At 64.2% G+C, this 19,696-nt stretch carries 19 protein-coding genes and 2 tRNA genes; 16 read left to right on the forward strand and 5 right to left on the reverse strand.

Going from position 1 to position 19,696, the window contains the following annotated elements; genetic code table 11:
• Positions 1-366: 366 nt before the first annotated feature.
• The gene (locus ABCN07_RS07150; protein WP_343006030.1) at positions 367-1,320 is read right to left on the reverse strand and encodes an Abi family protein; all 954 of its coding nucleotides are present in this window, start codon (positions 1,318-1,320) and stop codon (positions 367-369) included.
• A 249-nt stretch (positions 1,321-1,569) separates the two neighbouring features.
• Between ABCN07_RS07150 and ABCN07_RS07155 the strand changes: the two genes are divergently transcribed.
• The 11 genes from ABCN07_RS07155 to ABCN07_RS07205 all read left to right on the forward strand — a co-directional run bounded on the left by ABCN07_RS07155 (position 1,570) and on the right by ABCN07_RS07205 (position 11,419).
• The gene (locus ABCN07_RS07155; RefSeq protein ID WP_343006031.1) at positions 1,570-4,521 is read left to right on the forward strand and encodes an FAD-dependent oxidoreductase; all 2,952 of its coding nucleotides are present in this window, start codon (positions 1,570-1,572) and stop codon (positions 4,519-4,521) included.
• A gap of 1 nt (position 4,522) precedes the next feature.
• A complete protein-coding gene (locus tag ABCN07_RS07160; protein WP_343006032.1) occupies positions 4,523-4,897 on the forward strand; it encodes a DUF1667 domain-containing protein in 375 nt (124 codons plus the stop codon).
• 100 nt (positions 4,898-4,997) lie between these two features.
• Positions 4,998-6,401, forward strand: a complete 1,404-nt coding sequence (locus ABCN07_RS07165; protein ID WP_343006033.1) for an HD domain-containing protein — start codon at positions 4,998-5,000, stop codon at positions 6,399-6,401.
• A gap of 441 nt (positions 6,402-6,842) precedes the next feature.
• Positions 6,843-7,220 (forward strand): hypothetical protein, encoded by a 378-nt coding sequence (locus tag ABCN07_RS07170; protein ID WP_343006034.1) that lies wholly within the window; start codon positions 6,843-6,845, stop codon positions 7,218-7,220.
• Entirely contained in the window at positions 7,210-7,629 is a 420-nt protein-coding gene (locus tag ABCN07_RS07175; protein ID WP_343006035.1) for a biotin/lipoyl-containing protein, read from the forward strand. The genes ABCN07_RS07170 and ABCN07_RS07175 overlap by 11 nt, the downstream gene beginning before the upstream one ends.
• A gap of 9 nt (positions 7,630-7,638) precedes the next feature.
• On the forward strand, positions 7,639-8,754 hold the full coding sequence (locus ABCN07_RS07180) for a sodium ion-translocating decarboxylase subunit beta (protein ID WP_343006036.1): 1,116 nt from the start codon (positions 7,639-7,641) through the stop codon (positions 8,752-8,754).
• A 9-nt stretch (positions 8,755-8,763) separates the two neighbouring features.
• The gene (locus ABCN07_RS07185; RefSeq protein WP_317286221.1) at positions 8,764-8,931 is read left to right on the forward strand and encodes an OadG-related small transporter subunit; all 168 of its coding nucleotides are present in this window, start codon (positions 8,764-8,766) and stop codon (positions 8,929-8,931) included.
• Positions 8,924-10,354 (forward strand): oxaloacetate decarboxylase subunit alpha, encoded by a 1,431-nt coding sequence (locus ABCN07_RS07190; protein WP_343006037.1) that lies wholly within the window; start codon positions 8,924-8,926, stop codon positions 10,352-10,354. The genes ABCN07_RS07185 and ABCN07_RS07190 overlap by 8 nt, the downstream gene beginning before the upstream one ends.
• Before the next feature lie 170 nt (positions 10,355-10,524).
• Positions 10,525-11,067, forward strand: a complete 543-nt coding sequence (locus ABCN07_RS07195) for a biotin transporter BioY (RefSeq protein ID WP_343006038.1) — start codon at positions 10,525-10,527, stop codon at positions 11,065-11,067.
• 181 nt (positions 11,068-11,248) lie between these two features.
• A tRNA-Gln gene (locus ABCN07_RS07200) sits at positions 11,249-11,322 on the forward strand.
• Positions 11,323-11,342: 20 nt separating this feature from the next.
• Positions 11,343-11,419 (forward strand) — tRNA-Glu (locus tag ABCN07_RS07205).
• Positions 11,420-11,523: 104 nt separating this feature from the next.
• Here ABCN07_RS07205 and ABCN07_RS07210 read toward each other — a convergent pair.
• Positions 11,524-11,856 carry a tyrosine-type recombinase/integrase gene (locus ABCN07_RS07210; protein WP_343006039.1) on the reverse strand — a complete coding sequence of 111 codons (333 nt, stop codon included), beginning with the start codon at positions 11,854-11,856 and terminating at the stop codon, positions 11,524-11,526.
• A gap of 39 nt (positions 11,857-11,895) precedes the next feature.
• Positions 11,896-12,420: a hypothetical protein gene (locus ABCN07_RS07215; RefSeq protein WP_343006040.1), complete on the reverse strand. Its 525-nt coding sequence runs from the start codon at positions 12,418-12,420 to the stop codon at positions 11,896-11,898.
• A 475-nt stretch (positions 12,421-12,895) separates the two neighbouring features.
• Between ABCN07_RS07215 and ABCN07_RS07220 the strand changes: the two genes are divergently transcribed.
• The 4 genes from ABCN07_RS07220 to ABCN07_RS07235 are packed head-to-tail and all read left to right on the forward strand — an operon-like array spanning position 12,896 to position 17,482.
• Entirely contained in the window at positions 12,896-13,099 is a 204-nt protein-coding gene (locus ABCN07_RS07220; RefSeq protein WP_343006041.1) for a hypothetical protein, read from the forward strand.
• 39 nt (positions 13,100-13,138) lie between these two features.
• Positions 13,139-14,386 (forward strand): DNA cytosine methyltransferase, encoded by a 1,248-nt coding sequence (locus ABCN07_RS07225; protein ID WP_343006042.1) that lies wholly within the window; start codon positions 13,139-13,141, stop codon positions 14,384-14,386.
• Positions 14,383-16,014 carry an AAA family ATPase gene (locus ABCN07_RS07230; RefSeq protein WP_343006043.1) on the forward strand — a complete coding sequence of 544 codons (1,632 nt, stop codon included), beginning with the start codon at positions 14,383-14,385 and terminating at the stop codon, positions 16,012-16,014. Before ABCN07_RS07225 ends, ABCN07_RS07230 begins: the two co-directional genes overlap by 4 nt.
• Before the next feature lie 4 nt (positions 16,015-16,018).
• Complete coding sequence (locus tag ABCN07_RS07235; protein ID WP_343006044.1) at positions 16,019-17,482, forward strand: LlaJI family restriction endonuclease; 1,464 nt, start codon at positions 16,019-16,021, stop codon at positions 17,480-17,482.
• On the opposite strand, the gene ABCN07_RS07240 is transcribed toward ABCN07_RS07235, so the two are convergent.
• Positions 17,438-17,860, reverse strand: coding sequence for a hypothetical protein (locus tag ABCN07_RS07240; RefSeq protein WP_343006045.1), 423 nt, complete (start codon positions 17,858-17,860; stop codon positions 17,438-17,440). The two genes, ABCN07_RS07235 and ABCN07_RS07240, sit on opposite strands and share 45 nt — an antisense overlap.
• A 228-nt stretch (positions 17,861-18,088) precedes the next feature.
• Here ABCN07_RS07240 and dcm point away from each other — a divergent pair, with 228 nt between their 5' ends.
• The gene (dcm, locus tag ABCN07_RS07245) at positions 18,089-19,165 is read left to right on the forward strand and encodes a DNA (cytosine-5-)-methyltransferase (protein WP_343006046.1); all 1,077 of its coding nucleotides are present in this window, start codon (positions 18,089-18,091) and stop codon (positions 19,163-19,165) included.
• On the opposite strand, the gene ABCN07_RS07250 is transcribed toward dcm, so the two are convergent.
• On the reverse strand, positions 19,162-19,696 hold a 535-nt coding region (locus ABCN07_RS07250; protein ID WP_343006047.1), incomplete at its 5' end, for an MAE_28990/MAE_18760 family HEPN-like nuclease. The two genes, dcm and ABCN07_RS07250, sit on opposite strands and share 4 nt — an antisense overlap.

Raw genomic sequence — 19,696 nt, forward strand, 5'->3', positions numbered from 1 at the left:
GCGCTCGCGTGCGGCTGCGGTGTTGACTTGCGCTTGCCCGCGCGCGGCGGGTGCGGGCGACTGTTTCACGGCTTGGCATGGTAGCACGGCCAGGCGACGCGGGCGAGGACGCCGTGGGGCGCGCGCGATTGGCGGGCGGTGTTTGGCGTCGAATCACCATGGCCCTAGGTGGCCATCTTTAGACTTAATGGGTTGGAATATAGAGGGAAAGATGAAATAAAAAATAGGGCAGAACCGCTTTTGCGATCCCGCCCCGCAAACCCGAAGGTTTCTATCTGTTATTTATTATGCGGATAAGTGCTTGCTTGTCAATTGGGGAAATGCCCAGAGTGGCTCGTCGGCAGAGGGAAGATAACCAGCCAGAACCTACCCGAGCCAAGCGTCAAAGACTCTCTCGAGGAACTCGTACGACGACGTAATCGTAGTGTTTCCCGAGTACCAGTTGCTGTGAAGCAACGATCTTGCGGTGAGTTCACGTAGCCTTTTTGGAACGCCGGCGCGCTTCTCTTCGGGCACAAATCTAGAGTGGGCATAGGCGAGAACTGTCATCTGCAAAATTCGAGGATTATGCATCTTCGAGCGCCTAAGTCGTTTGGATACGCCAATGCTGCCGAGACCCGCTGCTAGCGGTGCTGGGTATCTCATCTGTGGCGCATCTGATGGAGAGCCTAGGCCGTTGATGATGGCGCTGGAGTGTGCCGTGGCATTGCGTAATGAGTTTACGCGTCTGAGCAAATAGTGATCGTTCTTCATCTCGGAATCGTTCCAACGCTTGGCGCAAAAGAAGTAGAAGTCGGCGGAGGCGCCAAAGGACGAGAGCTCCAGAAACACCCATGCCGGCATCTCATTAATCGGGTATCTAGACACGAGTGATCCCAGGTACGGATCTCTTTCCAGACGGTTGAGCTCGCTCTCCCTTCTGTTGCGATCGGCAAGGTTGAGGGCGGAGAGGTAGTCGGAGAAGATCGAATAGCCATCCTCGTCTGGCTTTTCAGCGATGCGCTCGATCAGCTTGGTTTTGGCCGCACTTTCCACGTCAAGGGCAAGTGGGAGCAAGAAGTTACGAAGCTTGTGGTCGATGGAAGCGAGGTCGACTAGATGGCCGAAGTCAAGTCCGGCATACTGACCATCGCGCGGCCCGCCTTTGCGTTTTGGGAACAAAGTTCGATAGGCTGCGAGTCTGAAATAGTGGTCCTGACAGGTTAGGATTTGCGCAGCGTCCTCTTCGGAACACAGCTCAAAGGCCACACCTTTTTCCTTTAGATGGGCAATCTGCTGTTCACATGTGAGGATGGGCTTCTCTCTTGGGGCGTTGGCCATATTCCTCCTCTCTCTGTAGACTTGAGTGCACCAATTCTAGCGACGTCCTTTCTCCGTATTGCGGAGCTTGATTCGGCATCCGTATTTGATGAGGGCCTTTCGCTTGACGTCGACGCTACCTTCCCGTGCCAGTAACTTTTCCCACGTCCGCGACCTTACATAAGCCCGTTCCCCGATGCGCTACGGCGCGGCCCCATGGCGTGGGGGACAATGCAAACGTTTTCATGTCGATCCGATGGGAGATCTCTCATGGCGTGTTTTGTGGGGTCCGAGGGCGTGCGCGACTCGTATGACGTCGTTGTCGTGGGTGCGGGTGTCGCCGGGTGCTGTTGCACCCGTGAGCTCGCGCGTTATGACCTCGATGTCCTCGTCCTCGAGGCGGGCGACGACATCGCCTGCGGCGCCACGCGCGCCAACTCCGGCATCGTCCATGGCGGCTATGACCCCGAGCCGGGGACGGCGAAGGCCCGCTATAACGTCGCGGGATCGAAGCTCTTCCCCCGGTGGGCGGACGAGCTAGGATTTGCTTACATCCACAACGAGTCGCTGGTGGTTGGCTTTGGCGACGAGGACGAGGCCGCCCTCGCGAGCCTTCTCGAGCGCGGCCGCGCCAACGGCGTCGAGGGGCTCTCGATCATCTCCGGAGACGAGGCGCGCGAGCTCGAGCCGGCCCTGTCGCCCGAGGTCACCTGCGCGCTGCGCGTCTCGACGGGCGCCATCTGCGACCCGTATGAGGTTGCCTTCGCCTCGCTCGAGAACGCCGTCGAGAACGGCGTGAGCGTCGCATTTGACGCGCGCGTATCCCAGCTCGCCCGCGAGGGGGAGGGCTTCTCCGTCACCCTCGTGGACGGCAAGGTCATCCGCGCCCGCGCCGTGGTGAACGCGGCGGGCGTCCGCTCTGACGAGCTCCACAACCAGCTCTCCGCCCGCAAGCTCCATATAACCCCAGTTCGCGGCGAGTACAACCTGTATGACAACAGCCTCGAGACGCACTTCTCGCGCACGGTCTTCCAGGTGCCCAAGGCTGCGGGCAAGGGCGTCCTCGTGAGCCCCACCGTCCACGGCAACCTCTTCGTGGGCCCCAGCGCCGTCGCGCAGGACGACAAGGACGCCCTCGCCACCACGGCGGACGGCCTCGCCGCCGTCGTCGCGGGCGCCAAGCGCACCTGGCCGGGCGCCTCCACGCGCGGCGTCATCACCAACTTCACCGGCGTGCGCGCCAAGGGCGACACGCATGACTTCGTCATCGGCGAGCCGGATGACGTCCCGGGCCTTTTCGACATCGCCTGCCTCGAGAGCCCGGGCCTCTCGAGCGCGCCGGCGATCGGCGCAGACATCGCAGCGCGGGTGGCGGCCCGCCTCCGCGCGGGCGAGCGAGCGGGCTTCGATCCCCGTCGCGAGCCTCGCCAGCGCCTCCGCCACATGGACGCGGAGCAGCGCGAACAGGCCGTAGCCGCCGATCCCGCCTGGGGCCACGTGGTCTGCCGCTGCAACGAGGTCTCCGAGGCGGAGGTCGTCCGTGAGCTTCACGGCACGCTCCCCGTGCTCTGTCTCGATGCGATCAAGTGGCGCACGGCGGCCACCATGGGCCGCTGCCACGGCGGCTTCTGCACGCCTGAGCTCGTTCGCATCATCGCCCGCGAGACGGGCCTGCACCCGAGCGAGCTCGAGAAGCGCGGCCGCGGCTCGTGGATGGTCTCCCGCGAGAGGCCTGACTACGTGGAGCTCGCCCAGGCCGAGGGCAATGCGCCGCAGGTAAACGGCTCGTCGCGTGACCGCACGGAGGCCAGTGCCGTGCCCGCGCCTGCACCCTATGACGTCGTCGTGGTGGGAGGCGGTGCCGCGGGTATGGCGGCAGCCGCTGCTGCGCGTGACGCCGGTGCTGCTCGCGTCCTTCTCGTCGACCGCGAGCCCACGCTTGGCGGCATCATGCGCCAGTGCGTCCACAACGGCTTTGGCCTCAAGCGCTTCTCTGAGGAGCTCTCCGGCCCGGAGTTCGCCGCGCGCGAGGCGGCCCGCCTCGACGGCGTGGAGGTCTGGCCCGGCACGAGCGTGCTGGGTATCGAGCGCGCTGGCGGCGCTGACGGCGTGGGCGACGCCGACGGCGCTAACGGCGTGGGCGGCGCTGACGCCACGGCCGCGCTCCATGCGCTCGAGCTTGTGCGCCCCGAGGGGGCGTGCCGCGTCTTTGCCCGCGCGGTCGTGCTTGCGACGGGTTCGCGCGAGCGTGGCTTTGGCGCTCTCGGCATCGCGGGCGACCGCCCCTCCGGTATCTACACCGCAGGGTCCGCCCAGGCCCTCATCAACCTGCAGGGATGCCTCCCCGGCAAGCGTGCCGTCATCCTCGGCTCCGGCGACATCGGCCTCATCATGGCCCGCCGCATGACGCTCGAGGGCATGGAGGTCGAGGGCGTCTACGAGCTCCTCGCGCACCCGAGCGGCCTGCGCCGCAACATCGTCCAGTGCCTGGATGACTTCCAGATCCCGCTGCACCTCTCGCACACCGTCGTGGCCACGCACGGCCGCACGCGCCTCGAGTCCGTCGACATCGCCGAGGTGGACCCCGCGACTAGGCGTCCCATCCCGGACACCGAGGTCAAAGTCGAGTGCGACACGCTCGTGCTTTCCTGCGGCCTCATCCCGGAGAACGAGCTCGCGCGCGAGGCGGGCGTCGAGCTCTGCGGCGGCACGGGTGGCGCCGTCGTCGACGAGCTCCTCGCCACGAGCGTCCCGGGCATCTTCGCCTGCGGCAACGCCCTCCACGTCCATGACCTGGCAGACCTTGCCGCCGGCGAGGGTGACGTCGCCGGCGTGAGCGCCGCCGCCTGGGCGGCCTCGGTCGCGGCAGGGGAGGGTGCCGCCGATGATGTCCTGCGTATCCCCGTCCGCCAGGGCGAGGGTGTTGGCGCCGTGGTGCCCCAGCTCGTGCGCGCCGACGAGCGCGGGACCGTCGCCCTCACGTTCCGTCCCGGCCGCGTCGCGCAGAACGTCCGGTTCGAGGCCGTCGCCGTCGCGGCTGATGGCACGGAGACCCCGCTCAAGTCGAGGCGCGCCCGCGTGGCGGTGCCCGCGGAGATGGAGCGCCTCGAGGTCTCGATTGCTGAGGTCGCCGTGCCGGATCACCTCGAGGTTCGCATGGTTGACGCCCCTGTCCGCGAGGTCGCGGCCGGGGTCGCTCCGGCTTCGAAGGGAGGCGAGTGACGTGTCCTATCCCGGGAGGCTCGAACTCACCTGCGTGTGCTGTCCTGTGGGTTGCTCGCTCGTCGTCGAGCGTATCTCGGCCGATGAGGCCACTTACGTCTCCGGCGCCGGCTGTGCCAGGGGCAAGAAGTACGCCCCCGCCGAGGCGACCCGGCCCGAGCGCGTCGTGACCACCACCGTCTGCGTTCCCGGCGCGGCCGAGCCCCTCTCCGTGAGGACCGTCGCCCCCGTTCCCCGCGAGCTCATGGCCGAGGTCGTCGCCGCGGCCAAGGACGCCGCCGCCGGCATGCGCGCGCCCGTCAAGATCGGCGACGTGGTGCTCGCGGACGCATGCGGCACTGGCGTGGACGTGATCGCTACGAAGAGCGTGGGCTAGGGCGACGCGCCTGGCCCCAGGCATTCTCCGCATTGCCTCGGCACGGGCGGGACGCGTCGTATACTGTCCTCACTAATCCGCCGAGACGAAGGAGGGCGCCATGGGCGTCACGCAAGCTATAGACCCCGCCCTTGCGCCCGCCTACGGCCTTGCCGTGCTCGACGCCCTCGAGGCCGCTGGCCACGAGGCGTGGTTCGTCGGCGGCTGGGTGAGGGATGCCCTGCGCGGCGCTCCCGCCCACGACGTCGACGTCTGCACGGACGCCCCCTGGGAGGAGAGCGAGCGCGCCCTCGTCGCCGCCGGTATCACCGTCCACGAGACAGGCACGGCCCACGGTACGGTCACGGCCGTGGTCGAGGGCAAGCCCGTCGAGGTCACCACCTATCGCGTCGATGGCGCCTACACGGACCACCGCCGCCCGGACTCCGTCACCTTCGTGACCGACGTCCGCGAGGACCTTGCGCGCCGCGACTTCACGGTCAACGCCATGGCGTGGCACCCCCGCCGTGGCCTCGTAGATCCCTTCGATGGCGCGGGCGACCTCGAACGCCGCCTCATCCGTGCCGTCGGCGTGCCTTCCGAGCGCTTCGAGGAGGACGCCCTGCGCCTGCTTCGCGCCGTGCGCTTCGCATGCCGGCTGGGGCTCGCCGTCGAGGAGGCCACGCAGGAGGCTCTCGTCGAGGCGGCACCCACGCTTGGCGACGTCGCGCAGGAGCGCATCGGCGTCGAGCTGCGCGGCATCATGGCCTCCGGTAGGGCCGCCTGGGCGATGCGCGCGGAGCGCGAGGTTATGCTCGCCGCCGTGCCGGAGCTCGCCGCGATGGTGGGCTTCGACCAAAGGAGCCCCTACCACGCCTATGACGTCTTCGAGCACACGGTTCGCGTGATGGAGGGCATCGAGTGCTACACCGGCGGCGTTACGTCCGAGCGCCTGCGCTGGGCCGCGTTTCTCCATGACATCGGGAAGCCCGCGTGCTTCACGGTGGGCGAGAATGGCCAGGGCCACTTCTACGGACATCCGCACGAGGGTGCCCAGATGACGGAGAAGATCCTCCGTCGCTTCGCCATTCCCCTCGAGCTCGCGCGTCCCGTCGTGGCGCTCGTCCGCCTGCATGATCGTCCCATGAAGTCCGAGAAGCGCCCGCCCCTCAAGCTCCTCGCCGAGCTTGACCGCAGGAGCGGCGTGCGCACGCGCGGCGAGGCGATCGCCCTCATGCACGAGATGTTCGACCTGCGTCGCGCCGATGCCCTCGCCAAGGCGCCGAACTATCGCGATTGGGCCTGTGAGCTCGACCGATACGAGCGCATACTGCGCGCCATCGACGCGGGCGGCGTCTGCTGGCGCACGAGCGACCTCGCCATCACCGGCGGCGACGTCATCGCCGTGCGTGGTATCAAGCCGGGTCCCGAGGTGGGCAAGGCCCTCGAGCAGGTGCTCGCTGCCGTGATGAGCGGCCAGGTGGAGAACCGCCGCGACGCCCTCCTCGCCTGGCTCGCGAGGTAGCTCCGCGCCGCGGACCGCGCGTCGTTGCGTCGGGCGCTGGCCCTCGCCGCGTTGCGCTCGCGTTACCGTGTTGAGCGCGCCGCGCTTTTCCGGGGGCCGCTCTTGTGCGAAGGCCGCCTTGGGCGCGTGCCACGCTCTCCCGAGAGCCGCTCTTGCGTCGAAACACACACTTTCTCGAGTTGTGCGGCCGGAAACGCACCCATATCTCGATAAGTTGCATGTCTCGACGAGCCTGCGCCTGCGAGCTCATGCCTGCGTCCGCGCGCCCACGCCCTCCGCCCACGCACGTGGTCGCCCTCGTCTCACGCGCCGCCGTCGGCCACGTGCGCTCCCGCTCGCCGGATTGTGGACGCCGTGTGGAGAAAGCCTGACAAATAAGCGACCCATCGGGGTACGCTCAGCTCATCAGCACAAGAAACCGCATCTTGGGAGGGATGGCTGATGGGTTTTCTCAGCAGGTTCTTTGGACGCAAAGACGCTGCTAATACGCCATATAACGCTGCTTCGTCCGCTGTGACGGCCCCCGTTGAGGCGGCTGCGCCCTCGGATGAAGCGATGTGGGTTGATGTCCCTCCTTTTATTGACCTTCCGGCAGGCGAGGAGCGCTCTCGCGTGGCCGTCATCGCCGCCGCTATCGCAGCGGGCGACAACCCAAACACCAAAGTGGACATACGGCGCGTCGGTCGGGTGAACCCCGAGTACCGACGCGTCTCGCTTATCGCGGCGTCGATCGCCGCGGGAGACAGGCCGGAGAGCGCGCTCTCGTGCGTGCGCATCCAGCGCCGCGTTGCGTCAGGGGAGGAGAATCATGCTTCGTAAGTTCAAGATCAAGATCGACGGCACTGAGTATCTCGTGGAGATGGAAGAGCTAACGGAACCCGGCGCCGCGCCCGCGCCCGTAGCCGCTCCCGTCGCACCCGCTCCGACCCCCGCGTCGCCCGCCCCGGCTCCCGTGGCTCCCGCGCCCGCAACTCCCGCTCCCGCTCCCGCTCCGTCGCCCGCCGCGCCCGCTGGCGCGGATGCCCAGACGGCCCCCATGCCCGGCAAGATCCTCGAGCTCAAGCACAACGTTGGCGACGTCGTCGCGCAGAATGACTGTGTCCTCGTTCTCGAAGCCATGAAGATGGAGAACGCCATCGTCGCGGAGCACGCGGGCACCATCTCCGCCATTCACGTTACGGCCGGCCAGATGGTCAATCCTGGCGACGCGCTCTTCACCATCAGCTAGGGGGCGGCCATGGAAACTCTGATCTATGGCGTCATGGGGATGATCGCCGAGCCCGGCCGCATCGTTATGATGCTCATCGGCGGCGTCCTCATGTACCTCGGCATCAAGAAGGAGTACGAGCCCACACTGCTCGTACCCATGGGCCTCGGCACCATCCTCGTGAACTTCCCCAACACCGGCGTGCTCGAGACGGCGGGCGAGGCGGGCCCCTTCCAGGTGCTCTTTGACGCCGGCATCGCCACTGAGCTCTTCCCGCTCCTGCTGTTCATCGGCATCGGCGCGATGATCGACTTCGGCCCAATCCTGCAGAACCCGTTCCTGCTGCTCTTTGGCGCGGCGGCACAGTTTGGCATCTTCTTCACGACGATCCTCGCCGTGGTCCTGGGCTTCGACCTCGCGGACGCCGGCTCCATCGGCATCATCGCCGCGGCGGACGGACCTACCTCGATCTTCGTTGCCAACGTCCTCAACTCGAAGTACCTCGGCGCGATCATGGTCGCGGCCTACTCCTACATGGCGCTCGTGCCCATCATCCAGCCGCCCGCGATTCGCGCCGTCACCACCAAGAAGGAGCGCCAGATCCGCATGACGTACCGTGCGGGCGAGGTCTCCCAGACGGCAAAGATCCTGTTCCCGATCGTCATCACCGTCGTCGCTGGTCTCGTCGCGCCCGTGTCGCTCCCGCTCGTGGGCTTCCTCATGTTCGGCAACCTCCTTCGCGAGTGCGGCGTGCTCGACAACCTCTCGCTCTCCGCGCAGAACGAGCTCGTGAACATCATCTCGATCGTCCTTGGCCTCGCGGTCTCCGTGAAGATGGTCTATTCGGACTTCCTGCAGGTAGACACCCTGCTCGTCATCGCGCTCGGCCTGGTGGGCTTCGTGATGGACTCCGTTGGCGGCGTCATGTTCGCCAAGCTGATCAACCTCTTCCGCAAGGAGAAGGTCAACCCGATGATCGGTGCGGCGGGCATCTCCGCGTTCCCCATGTCTTCACGCGTCATCCAGAAGATGGCCACCGAGGAGGATCCGCAGAACTTCATCCTCATGCAGGCGGCGGGCGCCAACGTCGCCGGCCAGATCGCTTCCGTTGTCGCGGGCGGCCTTCTGCTCGCGGTGCTGGGCTAGGGGGTTGCCATGCCTACCATCTTTGTCTCGGGCGTCAACTTCGAGGCGCTTAAGGCGTCGCTCGAGCTTCTCGTCCTCGGGTGGGGCGGCGACTTCCTCGTGCTGGGCATCATCGCCCTCGCCTCGCTTGCCCTCTGCCGCCTGTTCCCGCCAAAGAGGGGAGGGAGCGATGACTAGCGACGTTGCCGCGAAGGCGCCTGCCCGCCACGTGGGCGTCTGCGAGACCATCCTGCGCGACGGCCAGCAGAGCCAGATAGCCACGCGCATGCCCCTCTCGGACATGCTCCCCGTGCTCTCGGACATGGATCGCGCGGGCTATCACGCCCTCGAGGTCTGGGGAGGGGCTACCTTCGACTCCTGCCTGCGCTTCTTGAACGAGGACCCGTGGGAGCGTCTCCGCGCCATTCGCGAGGCAGCGCCCAACAGCCGCCTGCAGATGCTGCTACGCGGCCAGAACCTCCTCGGCTACAAGAACTACGCGGACGACGTGGTGCGCGCCGTCGTGGCCAAGTCCGTCGAGAACGGCATCGACGTGGTGCGTGTGTTCGACGCCCTCAACGACGTACGTAACCTCCGCACCTCGATCGAGGCCTGCCACGAGGCGGGCGGCGAGTGCCAGTGCGCCCTCTGCTACACCACGAGCCCGGTCCACACCGTGCCCTACTTCGTGGGCCTCGCCCGCGAGCTTGCCAAGATGGGCGCGAGCTCGCTGTGCATCAAGGACATGGCCGGTACCCTCACCCCGGCTGCGGCGTTCGAGCTCGTGAGCGGCATCAAGGCGGAGTGCGACCTTCCACTCGAGGTGCATACGCACGCGACTGCCGGTATCGCCGAGATGACGCTGCTGAAGGCCGTCGAGGCGGGCGCGGATGTCATCGACACCTGCCTGAGCCCGCTTTCCGGCGGCACGAGCCAGCCCACGACGGAGTCCATGGCGATCGCGCTTGGCGAGCTCGGCTATGACTGTGGGCTCGACCTCGACGCGCTCGCGCCCGCGGTGGAGAGCCTTAACGGCGTGCGCAACCGCTTCCGCGCGGAGGGCAAGCTCAACCCCAAGGTCAAGGACACGAATCCCAAGGCCCTTGTCTATCAGGTTCCGGGCGGCATGCTCTCGAACCTCCTCTCCCAGCTGACCGAGCAGGGGCTCGAGAGTCGCTACGAGGATGTCCTGGCGGAGGTTCCCCGCGTGAGGGCGGACCTCGGCTATCCGCCGCTCGTGACGCCCCTCTCGCAGATGGTGGGCACGCAGGCCCTCATGAACGTCATCTCCGGCGAGCGCTACAAGCTCGTGCCCACGGAGATTCGCGACTACGTGCTTGGCCGCTATGGGGCAGCGCCCGCCGCGATCGACCCCGACGTCGCCGCTAAGGTCCTCGTCGGCGCGCCCGAAGGCGCCGAGAAGATCACCTGCAGGCCCGCGGACCTCATCGAACCCGCGCTTCCGCGTCTGCGCGAGGAGATCTCGCAGTACGCGCGCTCCGAGGAGGACGTTCTCAGCTATGCGCTCTTTCCGAAGCAGGCGCGCGACTTCCTCGGCAGGAGGGAGGACCCGTTCTACGACGTCCCCGTCCAGACGGTTGACGTCACGATCTCCGTCTAGGGCGGTCCGGGAGTCTGGTGCTCCGGGTGCTGTGCCCCTTGCGACCTGCGCGTCTGGACCGCGCCCGGCGCTCCGGGTACGGAGGACCCCATTGGCGGTATCATTTCCGAGCTAACGTTAGCCGGTCGACGTTGCGGCGTCGGCCGGCATTGCTATCAAGGGGGATGCTCATGAATTCGAACCTCTCCACGCGGGAGATCACATTCTCCGCCGCGTGCGTGGCCCTGCTCGCCGTCTCTGCGTGGGTGACGGTGCCGTTTGGGCCTGTGCCGTTCACGCTGCAGACGCTCGCGCTGGTGTTCGTGCTCGTCGCGATGCCCGGGCGCACGAGCATCCTTTCTGTGGGTATGTACGTGCTCCTTGGCGGTGCTGGCGTGCCGCTGTTTTCCGGCATGCGCGGCGGCCTCGGCGTTCTGTTTGGCCCGACGGGCGGCTTCATCCTGGGATTCCTGCTCGCGGCAGTTCTGGCTGCCGTGCTACGCCGGCTGATGCCTTCGGGCGGTGTCGTGCGCGACGTCGCGACGGCGGTGCTCGCGATCGCGTGCTCCCACGCGGTGGGCGTGTGCTGGCTCGCGACTGCGGGCGGCTATAGCCTCGCGGCTGCCTTCGCCGCGGGCTCTGCGCCGTTCATCGCGCTGGACGCGATCAAGGCCTGCGTGGGCGTGGGTCTCGCTAAGGCCGTGCGTGCCGCCGTCCCGAGCCTGACTGCGTAGCGCGTCGTCACTGGCGAGCCCGGGCGCGCAGCACGTCGCATCTGGCATGTCTCTCACCTGCGGTTATGCATAACTTGTGAAGGCATACTCGTTCTCTCGAAGAAATTTGAAATTAGTCCTTGCGCATATGCCTTTGCTCCCGTATAGTTCTTCCTTGCGCGAAGGCGCTGCAGGCATTCATTGGGATGTCGTCTAATGGCAGGACAGCGGATTCTGGTTCCGTCAATGGGGGTTCGACTCCCTCCATCCCAGCCATCGCCTGCGTTGCACCACATGGCCCGTTCGTCTAGCGGTTCAGGACGCCGCCCTCTCAAGGCGGAGATCACCAGTTCGAATCTGGTACGGGCTACCAAGAATTGTGAGGTCAGAGGCAGTGCTTCTGGCCTCTTTTCTTTGCTTGGGCAGCTCTCCACCTCCTACAGAAGACAATCTAAAGACAATGGGAAGAACAACTGCTTAGGCCGTGAGTTCCAGTGCTTCGTCCTTCTCTTGGCCTAGGGAGAACAGGGTGCCTATGAGCTCCGCTGCCTTTCTGTCGTTCTCGGGCAGGGCATGGGCGTACTGGTTCATGGTGAGGGTGGCCGATGCGTGGCCGAGCCGACCTTGGGCCGTCTTGATGTCCACGCCGTTTGCGATGAGCTGAGAGGCTTGCGTGTGACGAAGCTCGAGGAACTTGAGGTGCGGAAAGCCGCTCTTCTCTGCGAAGCCTCGCCACCAGCGGGAGAAGTTCGTGGGATTGACGAATTCGCCCTTGTCCGAGCAGCAGACCGGGGTGGAGCCCGATTGCACGACGCAGATCTTGTCGAGTTCGGACGCCTGGTAGTCCTTTCACGACCTCAGGTGCTCCACGGTTTCTCCATCGATGTTGAGGACGCGCTTGCCAGCCTCGCTCTTGGGGTCTTTGGCCTCGCCGTAGACCGTGACTGACTTCTCGACTTGGATGGTTGCGCCTTCCAAGTCGATGTGGTCCCAAGTGAGCGCCAGAACCTCCCCTCGGCGCATGCCCGTGGCAAGGCCGATGCGCGCTGCGATGACGTTGCCGATGGCCGAGAGGCTGCGAAGGTAACAGCGCTCAGAAGTGTCCTTGCGGGCGGCCTGCCTGCGCTCGATGTCGTCGCGCTTGGCGTAGGCGGCGTGCTCGGCCGCATCGATGCTTGCGATGAGCTTACGGGCCTCTCTCGCGCTGAGGGAGCGGCGGTCCACTGCATCAACCTTGGGGGCATTGACCTTGTCTGCCGGGTTGCGCAGGATGAGGTCGTAGTCCATGGCTTTGTTGAGAATCTGCTTGAGGAGCTTGTGAATCATGTTCATGGCGGCGCCCGAGCACTTGCCGCTCTTCTCGAGCTTCTCCACGCGCAGGAGCGTGTAGAGGCATTATCTCACGGCATAGGCGCTCTGGGTAGGTCTGGCGTCGTTGCGGCTCGTGTTTGAGCCTGAGCGATGCTTGCGGCGCGGGCGGGTGGTGCCGTTGCCGCGAGGGCTCAGCCGCCCGGGGACCGGGGGACGGACGGGCTTGGCGCGACCGAGCCGGCGGAAGCGCCCGGAGCGCACGCGGCCACGACGCGAACGACCCCCGACGAGCAGCGCCGAGCCCGGCCGGCCCCCGGCCGCGGGGCGGCTGAAAAGTTGAAACGCTGGCGAGCGTGGGGCGGATGTGCGGGAGCTCGTTAGGCTTATCGAGGTATTACACCGGACGGCCAAAAGTAGAGATTCATTTTTTGTCCCCGCTTTGTTGTAGGATTCCTCGCAGCTAATTGGCCATGTCGCATTGCTAATTAGCATGGTAAAATTGCACCGTTTGTATTGCATTACGGTTCAGGAGCAAGCCATGAATTTTGTAGAGCTCGAAGAGCAAGGTGCTTCCTCGAATGATAAGCGCTCCTATTTGACTGGTGGCGATACTACGGCGATTACGATTCGGATTCCTAACAACCTTAAAAGTGCTGTTGCCGAAAAAGCCTCTCTACGAGGCCTTAGTTTCAGCGCGTATGTACGCACATGTCTCATAGACGCGCTGCTTGATGAAGAGTAGCCACCACTGACGACCGCTTGATTTGAATGGAGTATTCGGTTGCCTGATACACAGAACAACAATCTGAAAGTCAACTCGTTCTTTGCGGGTATTGGTGGCTTTGACCTTGGCTTCGAGCACCAGGGTTTCAGCAACTCTTTCATTTGCGAGAACAATGCCTTTTGCAACGACGTTCTGGCCGCGCATTGGCCAGACGCCATCAAGGCCGGCGACATCAACGAAGTTGACCCGAACGAGATTCCCCAAGCGGATGTTTGGTGTGGGGGCTTTCCTTGCCAGGACATATCTGTTGCTCGTGGCTCGCTTTCGCGGCTTGGTCTTAAGGGTAGCCGTTCCGGGCTCTTCTATAGGTTTGCCGAGCTGATCGGCGAGCGAAAGCCCGAGGCTGTGCTCATAGAGAACGTCGCAGGCCTCTTCAACTCCAACAACGGCAACGACTTCGGCGTCATCCTCTCCACCCTCAACGACCTCGGCTATGCCGTTGCGTGGAGGCAGCTCAACAGCCGGTACTTTGGCGTCCCGCAGTCGCGCCCCCGCGTTTACCTCTGCTGCTGGAAGGGCTCTCCGAGCAAGGCGCTTGACTCGCTTTTCGAGAATGAGCTCCCCGGAAAGCAGCCGGGCGTCCGCTCGTCGTTCATCACCGAGTCAACGCCGAAAGGCAAGTACCCCCGTGTTGCCGAGATGGGCTATTGCCTCGCCGCGACCTCGGGGAGGCATACCGGCACCGATTGGAGCAGGACCTACGTCACCTGCGAGAACGGCGTACGGAGGCTTACGCCCATCGAGTGTGAGCGCCTGCAGGGCTTCCCCGATAACTGGACGAACATCGACGGGGACACCGAGGATTCGGACTCCTTGCGCTACGCGGCCATCGGCAACGCCGTCTCCGTTCCGGTCATAGAGTGGATCGCTGGCAGGATCAAGGCGGTCCTTAAGGGCGCTTCCGAAGAGCGAGAGAACCCCGTCGAAGGCTTCGGGTCCTTCGCCAATTCCCCCTGGGTCGAGTTGCCCGACATTGAGGCCGAGCACGAAAAGCTCGTGTGGCCCAAGTCCGGTTTGATGTGGGACGGGAGATTCCTCGGCGCGGCCCACAGGGAGTCCCCCTGCAAGCCGAAGTCTGCGACGCTTTACCAAATCGTCGAGAAGCACGAGGTCAAGCAGAGGTATTACCTCACGCCCAACGCGGCCGAGGGGATACTCAGGAGGGTTGACAGCAACCAGAGGCAGCTGTTTGCCCCGCTGCGCGAGGGCTTGGAAGTATTGTCCGGCAGGAAGGCTAGGTCATGATGGATGCTCCAAAGTTCGTCACGATGCGTCTGGGCAAAGACAGCGTCGATGACATAAAGAAGATTGATGCCTGCGTCGCTGGCATTCAAGAGGAGCCGCTTTCGCTGACCGTAGTCTGCAAGCAGGTTCCGAGGACGCTCGCGGCCGGTACCTACGCCCTGCTTTGGCTTGGCTCCGACAACTCGAAGGGCATGAGGACTGAGTGGAAGCAAGGTTTTCGCGCCGTCGCAAGAATCGAGGCCGTTGAGCTCGGAGACAAGCACAACGATGACTCAAAGACCACTGTTTCCATAGGCTATGTCTTTCCGAAGTCTATGGACAAGAACGACCTCTTGGAGGCGTATTCCGACGCCTACATCCACTTCTCCGAGATGCCTTTGGTCGGGTTGAGCGACTATGCGAACCAGACCATACGAGAGGTCGAGTACGGCGTCCGAAGCGATATGGGGGCGCTGCTCTCGGCGTGCGGGATGGCTTCGGCGACCTCTCTTGCCGACCTGTTCGTCGTCTACCCTGACTTGAGCGCCCTGGTGAAGCAGAGCACATTCCCGGCAGCGAAGAGGCTCTTGGTCACTGCTGACATTCACGAACCGCGCAACCTCATCTACTTCGGTGCGCCCGGTACGGGCAAGTCCCATGACCTCGACGCGCTCGCCAAGATGCATTTCGACGCGGCGCACACCCGTCGCGTGACCTTCCACCCGGACTACAGCTACGCTTCATTTGTTGGTTGCTACAAGCCCACTATGCGCTATCCCGAGCAACGTGATGACGAATCGCTGTTGGATACCGTGGGAAAGCCCTATATCTCGTACGAGTTCGTTCCCGGCCCTCTTGTGCGCAGCTATGTCGAGGCAATGACGCACCCAGATGAAAGCTATGTGCTCGTGATCGAGGAGATTAACCGCGCGAATCCAGCCGCCGTTTTCGGTGACGTTTTCCAGCTGCTTGACCGTGGTGACGATGGCGCGAGCGAGTACCCCGTGTCGGTCTCCGAGGATTTGGGCGGGTACCTTTATCTGAAGTTCGAGCACGCCAATGGGGGCTGGCAGGGCTGCCCCGAGGAGGTCTCTGGGCTTTACACCGCTCAAGAGCACCGCGCACGCCGCGTCGGCTCCATGGCCCTGCCGCCCAATCTCTACCTCTGGGCCACGATGAACAGCGCCGACCAAGGCGTGTTCCCGATGGACACGGCCTTCAAGCGGCGCTGGGAGTTCCGCTACATGGGCATCGACGCGGGCGAGGACGTCATCGCTGGTAAGGTCGTGCGCCTCGGCGCCGAACGCGAGCCGGTGCTGTGGAACGACCTGCGCAAGGCCGTGAACGGCCTGCTCGTGAAGGCGGGCGTGAACGAGGACAAGCTCATGGGGCCGTTCTTCCTGCGCCCCTCCGTGCTCGACGACGACGCGGCCTTCGCGGAGGCGTTCAAGAGCAAGGTGCTGCTCTACCTCTTCGAGGACGCGGCCAAGATGCGCCGGGGCAAGGTGTTCTCCGACAAGGCGGGCGCCACCTACTCCGAGATCTGCGCGAGCTTCGACGAGGTCGGCGACGCTGTTTTCGCCATGGTGCCCGTAGCCAGGGTTGCCGAGGGCGTCACCGACGGCGCCGACGAGGGCAAGGAGGTGTAAGGCCATGCCCTTCAAACCCGTCCTCGTGCGGGAGCGGGACTGCTACACCGTCCGGGGGATCGCGAACAAGCTGGGGATTTCGGCCGAGGACGCGCTCGCGTGCGTGCGCTCGCTCTCGGCGCGAGGCATTCTCACGCTGCGCTCCGACTCGCTGCCCGACGGCTACGACCCCGGGGGAGACGCCGAGGCTATCGGCAAGTATCAGGTCACGTGGGTGGGACTCGCCCGCTTCAAGGGCAAGCTCCTCGTGGCGTACCCGAAGTACTACCCGCTCGGCACAGAGCCCTCAGAGGACGAGCTCAAGCAGGTGTTCCGCGTGCTCAGGAAGGCGTCGGGAGGCCTCGCGAGCATAGGCGCGGCCGACCCGGACGCGCTCGAGGACGGCGGCTCCTTCGCGCTCATGCTGCGGCTCCTCGAGTCCTACGAGGAGAACGGCATCTACTCCAACTACGTGCGGGTGCTGCGCGACAACGGCACGGGCGAGATAGCCTGGGAGCCCACGATCGCCGCCTTGCAGCCCTTCATGGACGGCGACGCGCCGGCGTACTTCGACCTGAAGACGTGCGGCACCTCGCGCGACGCCGCCGACTTCGTGGAGCGGCTCCACCGCTGCGTGCTCACGCGCTGCTCGGCCGACCTGGAGGCGTGGGGCATCGACGAGCTGCTGGGCCTCGCGCCGGTGCGCATCTCGGGCGAGGAGCTCGAGGACTTCGGCGACGCCGAGGCCGTGAGCTACCGGCTCGAGCAGGAGCGCTCGGTGCAGTTCGTGACGTGGAAGCAGGACGTCATCGACATGCTGCTGCGCTACCTGAACCCCGGCGAGGAGTACGCAGCGCCGGAGGACGAGCTATGCCTGGGCACGACGAGCTTCTACCACGCGTGGGAGGAGGCCTGCAAGGCGGCCTTCGGTGACCGCTTGGCAGACCGGCTTGACTCGCTTGGCGTGGAGCTTCGCGGCGAGTGGACCATGCGCGGGCGCGAGACGCTGCTCGGCATCATCCCGAGGCCGGAGTGGGCGCGCTACGACGCCGAGGGCGTGGAGGAGCCCTGTGGCGAGGTGGACACGCTCATACCCGACGTGGTGGCCGTGCACGGAGACGGCGCGGGCGGGCTCGCGTTCTGCATCTACGATGCGAAGTACTACACGCCGACGTTGGGCGAGCGCGTGCGCGGCGTTCCGGGCGTGGAGTCCGTGACGAAGCAAGTGCTCTACCAGAGCGCGTACAGGCGCTTCGTGCTCGACTGCGGCTTCTCGCGCGTGGCGAACGTGTTCCTGGTGCCGCGCCACGGCGGCTGTGTGCGGCGCATGGGGCGGGTCGCGTTCCCGGGCGTCTTCGAGCCTTTGGGCGGGCCGTTCACGGACGGCGTGGAGATGTGGGAACTGCCGGCGGAGGACGTGTTCGAGTGCTATTTGCGCGGGGAGCTAATCGACGGGGACGTGCTGCGCCGGGTCACGGGGCTCGGGTGAGGCTGCGGCGCTGGGTGCGATGGTGCCGGATGCAGCGGCGCTGTCCTCGCTGGCGGGCGTTGACTCGCCGTCCACGATGACCCAGATCCACGAGCCCGCGCCTATGGGATAGAGGTGCATGCCGCCCACGTCCTCGCCTTTGAAGGCCTCCGGGAGGTCGGGGTCGTAGGTCGTGGTGAAGGTGTCGTCCTCGGTCGAGTAAACGAGGCCGTCATCGAACTCTAGGAGCCATGCGGCCATTCGCTCGACTTCGGATTTCTCGAAGTACGGGCAGGCCCAGCCGTTCCACTCCTCCTCGGGGTCGAGGTAGGCGCGGTGGGCGCACTCGGGGCGGGACTCGAGGTCGGCGATGGCGACGGTGTGCCAGGACTTGGGCATGGTATAACCTCTATCAGTGGTTCGAAACGCTTTGTATGGGATGGAAACAATGGTGATTACCTGCGCTTATGCTGTTCGCGGGAAGCGTGCAGCCGCTCAGTGACGTTTTCAAGCTCAGGCCTCCAATCCCTCTGATTGCTGCTAATCTATAAGATTAGCGAGTTGAATTCTCTTCGAGTTTGTGACGCTCGCATACGGTCATTCTAGGACGCCGAAGGGGTGATTGCGATGAGCGTTGATAGTTCCACGGAGGATAAGGCTCAGAGCGCCTCCATCGGCGCCGTGGATCTGTTTTGCGGGGTCGGGGGCCTGACCTATGGCTTGCGCACCGCTGGCATCGATGTGGTGGCCGGGTTTGATCTCGATTCCTCCTGCCAGTACGCCTACGACGCGAACAACGGCAAGGATAAGTTCATCTGCAAGAACATCGCCGAGGTCACCGGGGAGGAAGTCAAGGAGCTCCTGAAGGACTTTGACATCAAGGTCCTGGTGGGATGCGCCCCTTGCCAGCCCTTCTCGAAGCACCGCAAAGACAAGAAGCATCGCGAAAAGCACAAGGACTGGGGGCTGCTTGCGCAGTTCGGAAGGCTTGTGCGCGAAGTGAAGCCAGATTACGTGTCCATGGAGAACGTGCCCGAGCTCGAGAAGGAGAGCATCTTCGCTGACTTCTTGAACACGCTCAAGGAGTCCGGATACTCGGTGGAATACAGCGTCGTGAAGGCTGAGGAATACGGTGTGCCCCAGCATCGGCGGCGATTGATACTGCTTGCCTCTAAAAATGGGTCTATCAACTTGATTGACCCAACGAATGATGACGCTCATGCTGTTACGGTTCGGCAGGCAATAGGTGCGCTGCCTGCCGTGAGCGCTGGCGGCTCTTGCAAGGGGGACTCTCTGCAAACGGCGTCGGCGCTATCAGAACTAAACTTGAAGCGTATTAAGGCTTCAACGCCTAATGGCACGTGGCGAGATTGGCCTGAGGACCTGAGGCTTGATTGCCATAAAAAGGCTGCTGGCCAAACATACCCTGCGGTCTACGGGAGGATGGCTTGGGACGAGACGTCCCCAACCATAACTACGCAGTTCTATATGTACGGTACGGGCCGGTTTGGGCATCCAGAGCAAAATCGAGCCCTAACCTTGCGTGAGGGCGCCGTCTTGCAGAGCTTCCCGCGGGATTACAAGTTCATTAGGCCTGGCGAGAAGATCAGCAAGAAAGCTGTGGCACGGCATATTGGAAACGCCGTGCCACCTAAATTGGGCGAGGCCGTAGGCAAGAGCATAATCGCTGCCTGCGCACACTAATTCTCTCCTGATTCGGACATGCTGCGCCGATACTCGCCGGCGTTGAGGTAGGTAGAAACATCCTGGTGGAGCTGCGTCAAAAACGAGTCAACATGATTGACCAGCTCCGCAAGCTCCGATGTTGTTACTTGATTGCCTGCTTCTGCAAACGATACTGAGCCATGTGCGAGGGCATTTCTTCTGTCTTTGATGTCTTCAAGCTCGCCCTTGAGTTCGTCAGTTCTGCAGTTCGCCACATCATCGTGAATTGAAATTCCGTGTCTGTCGAATAGCTTGAAGATTTTGTCTGCATCAAGGTTTCCACCTGCGATGGTGTTGCGCGTATTAAACCTAAGCACATTTTTTTCAACAGCGTAATCAAGCAGTTCCTTACTAATACGCTCGGCGGTGTCGTTGTTTGCATTGCGTTTGCTCAGCTTGCTGCGCATTTGGGTTTGATGCCATAGCAACTGCAGCTGGTTGATTTCCGATCCCAACCGAACACATTGAGCTGACGGCACGCTCCCGCAGTTAACCGAACGCCCCCGAGGT

The sequence above is a fragment of the Collinsella sp. 1033st1_E11_1033SCRN_220408 genome (genome assembly GCF_039062465.1).
GTDB lineage: Bacteria > Actinomycetota > Coriobacteriia > Coriobacteriales > Atopobiaceae > Parolsenella.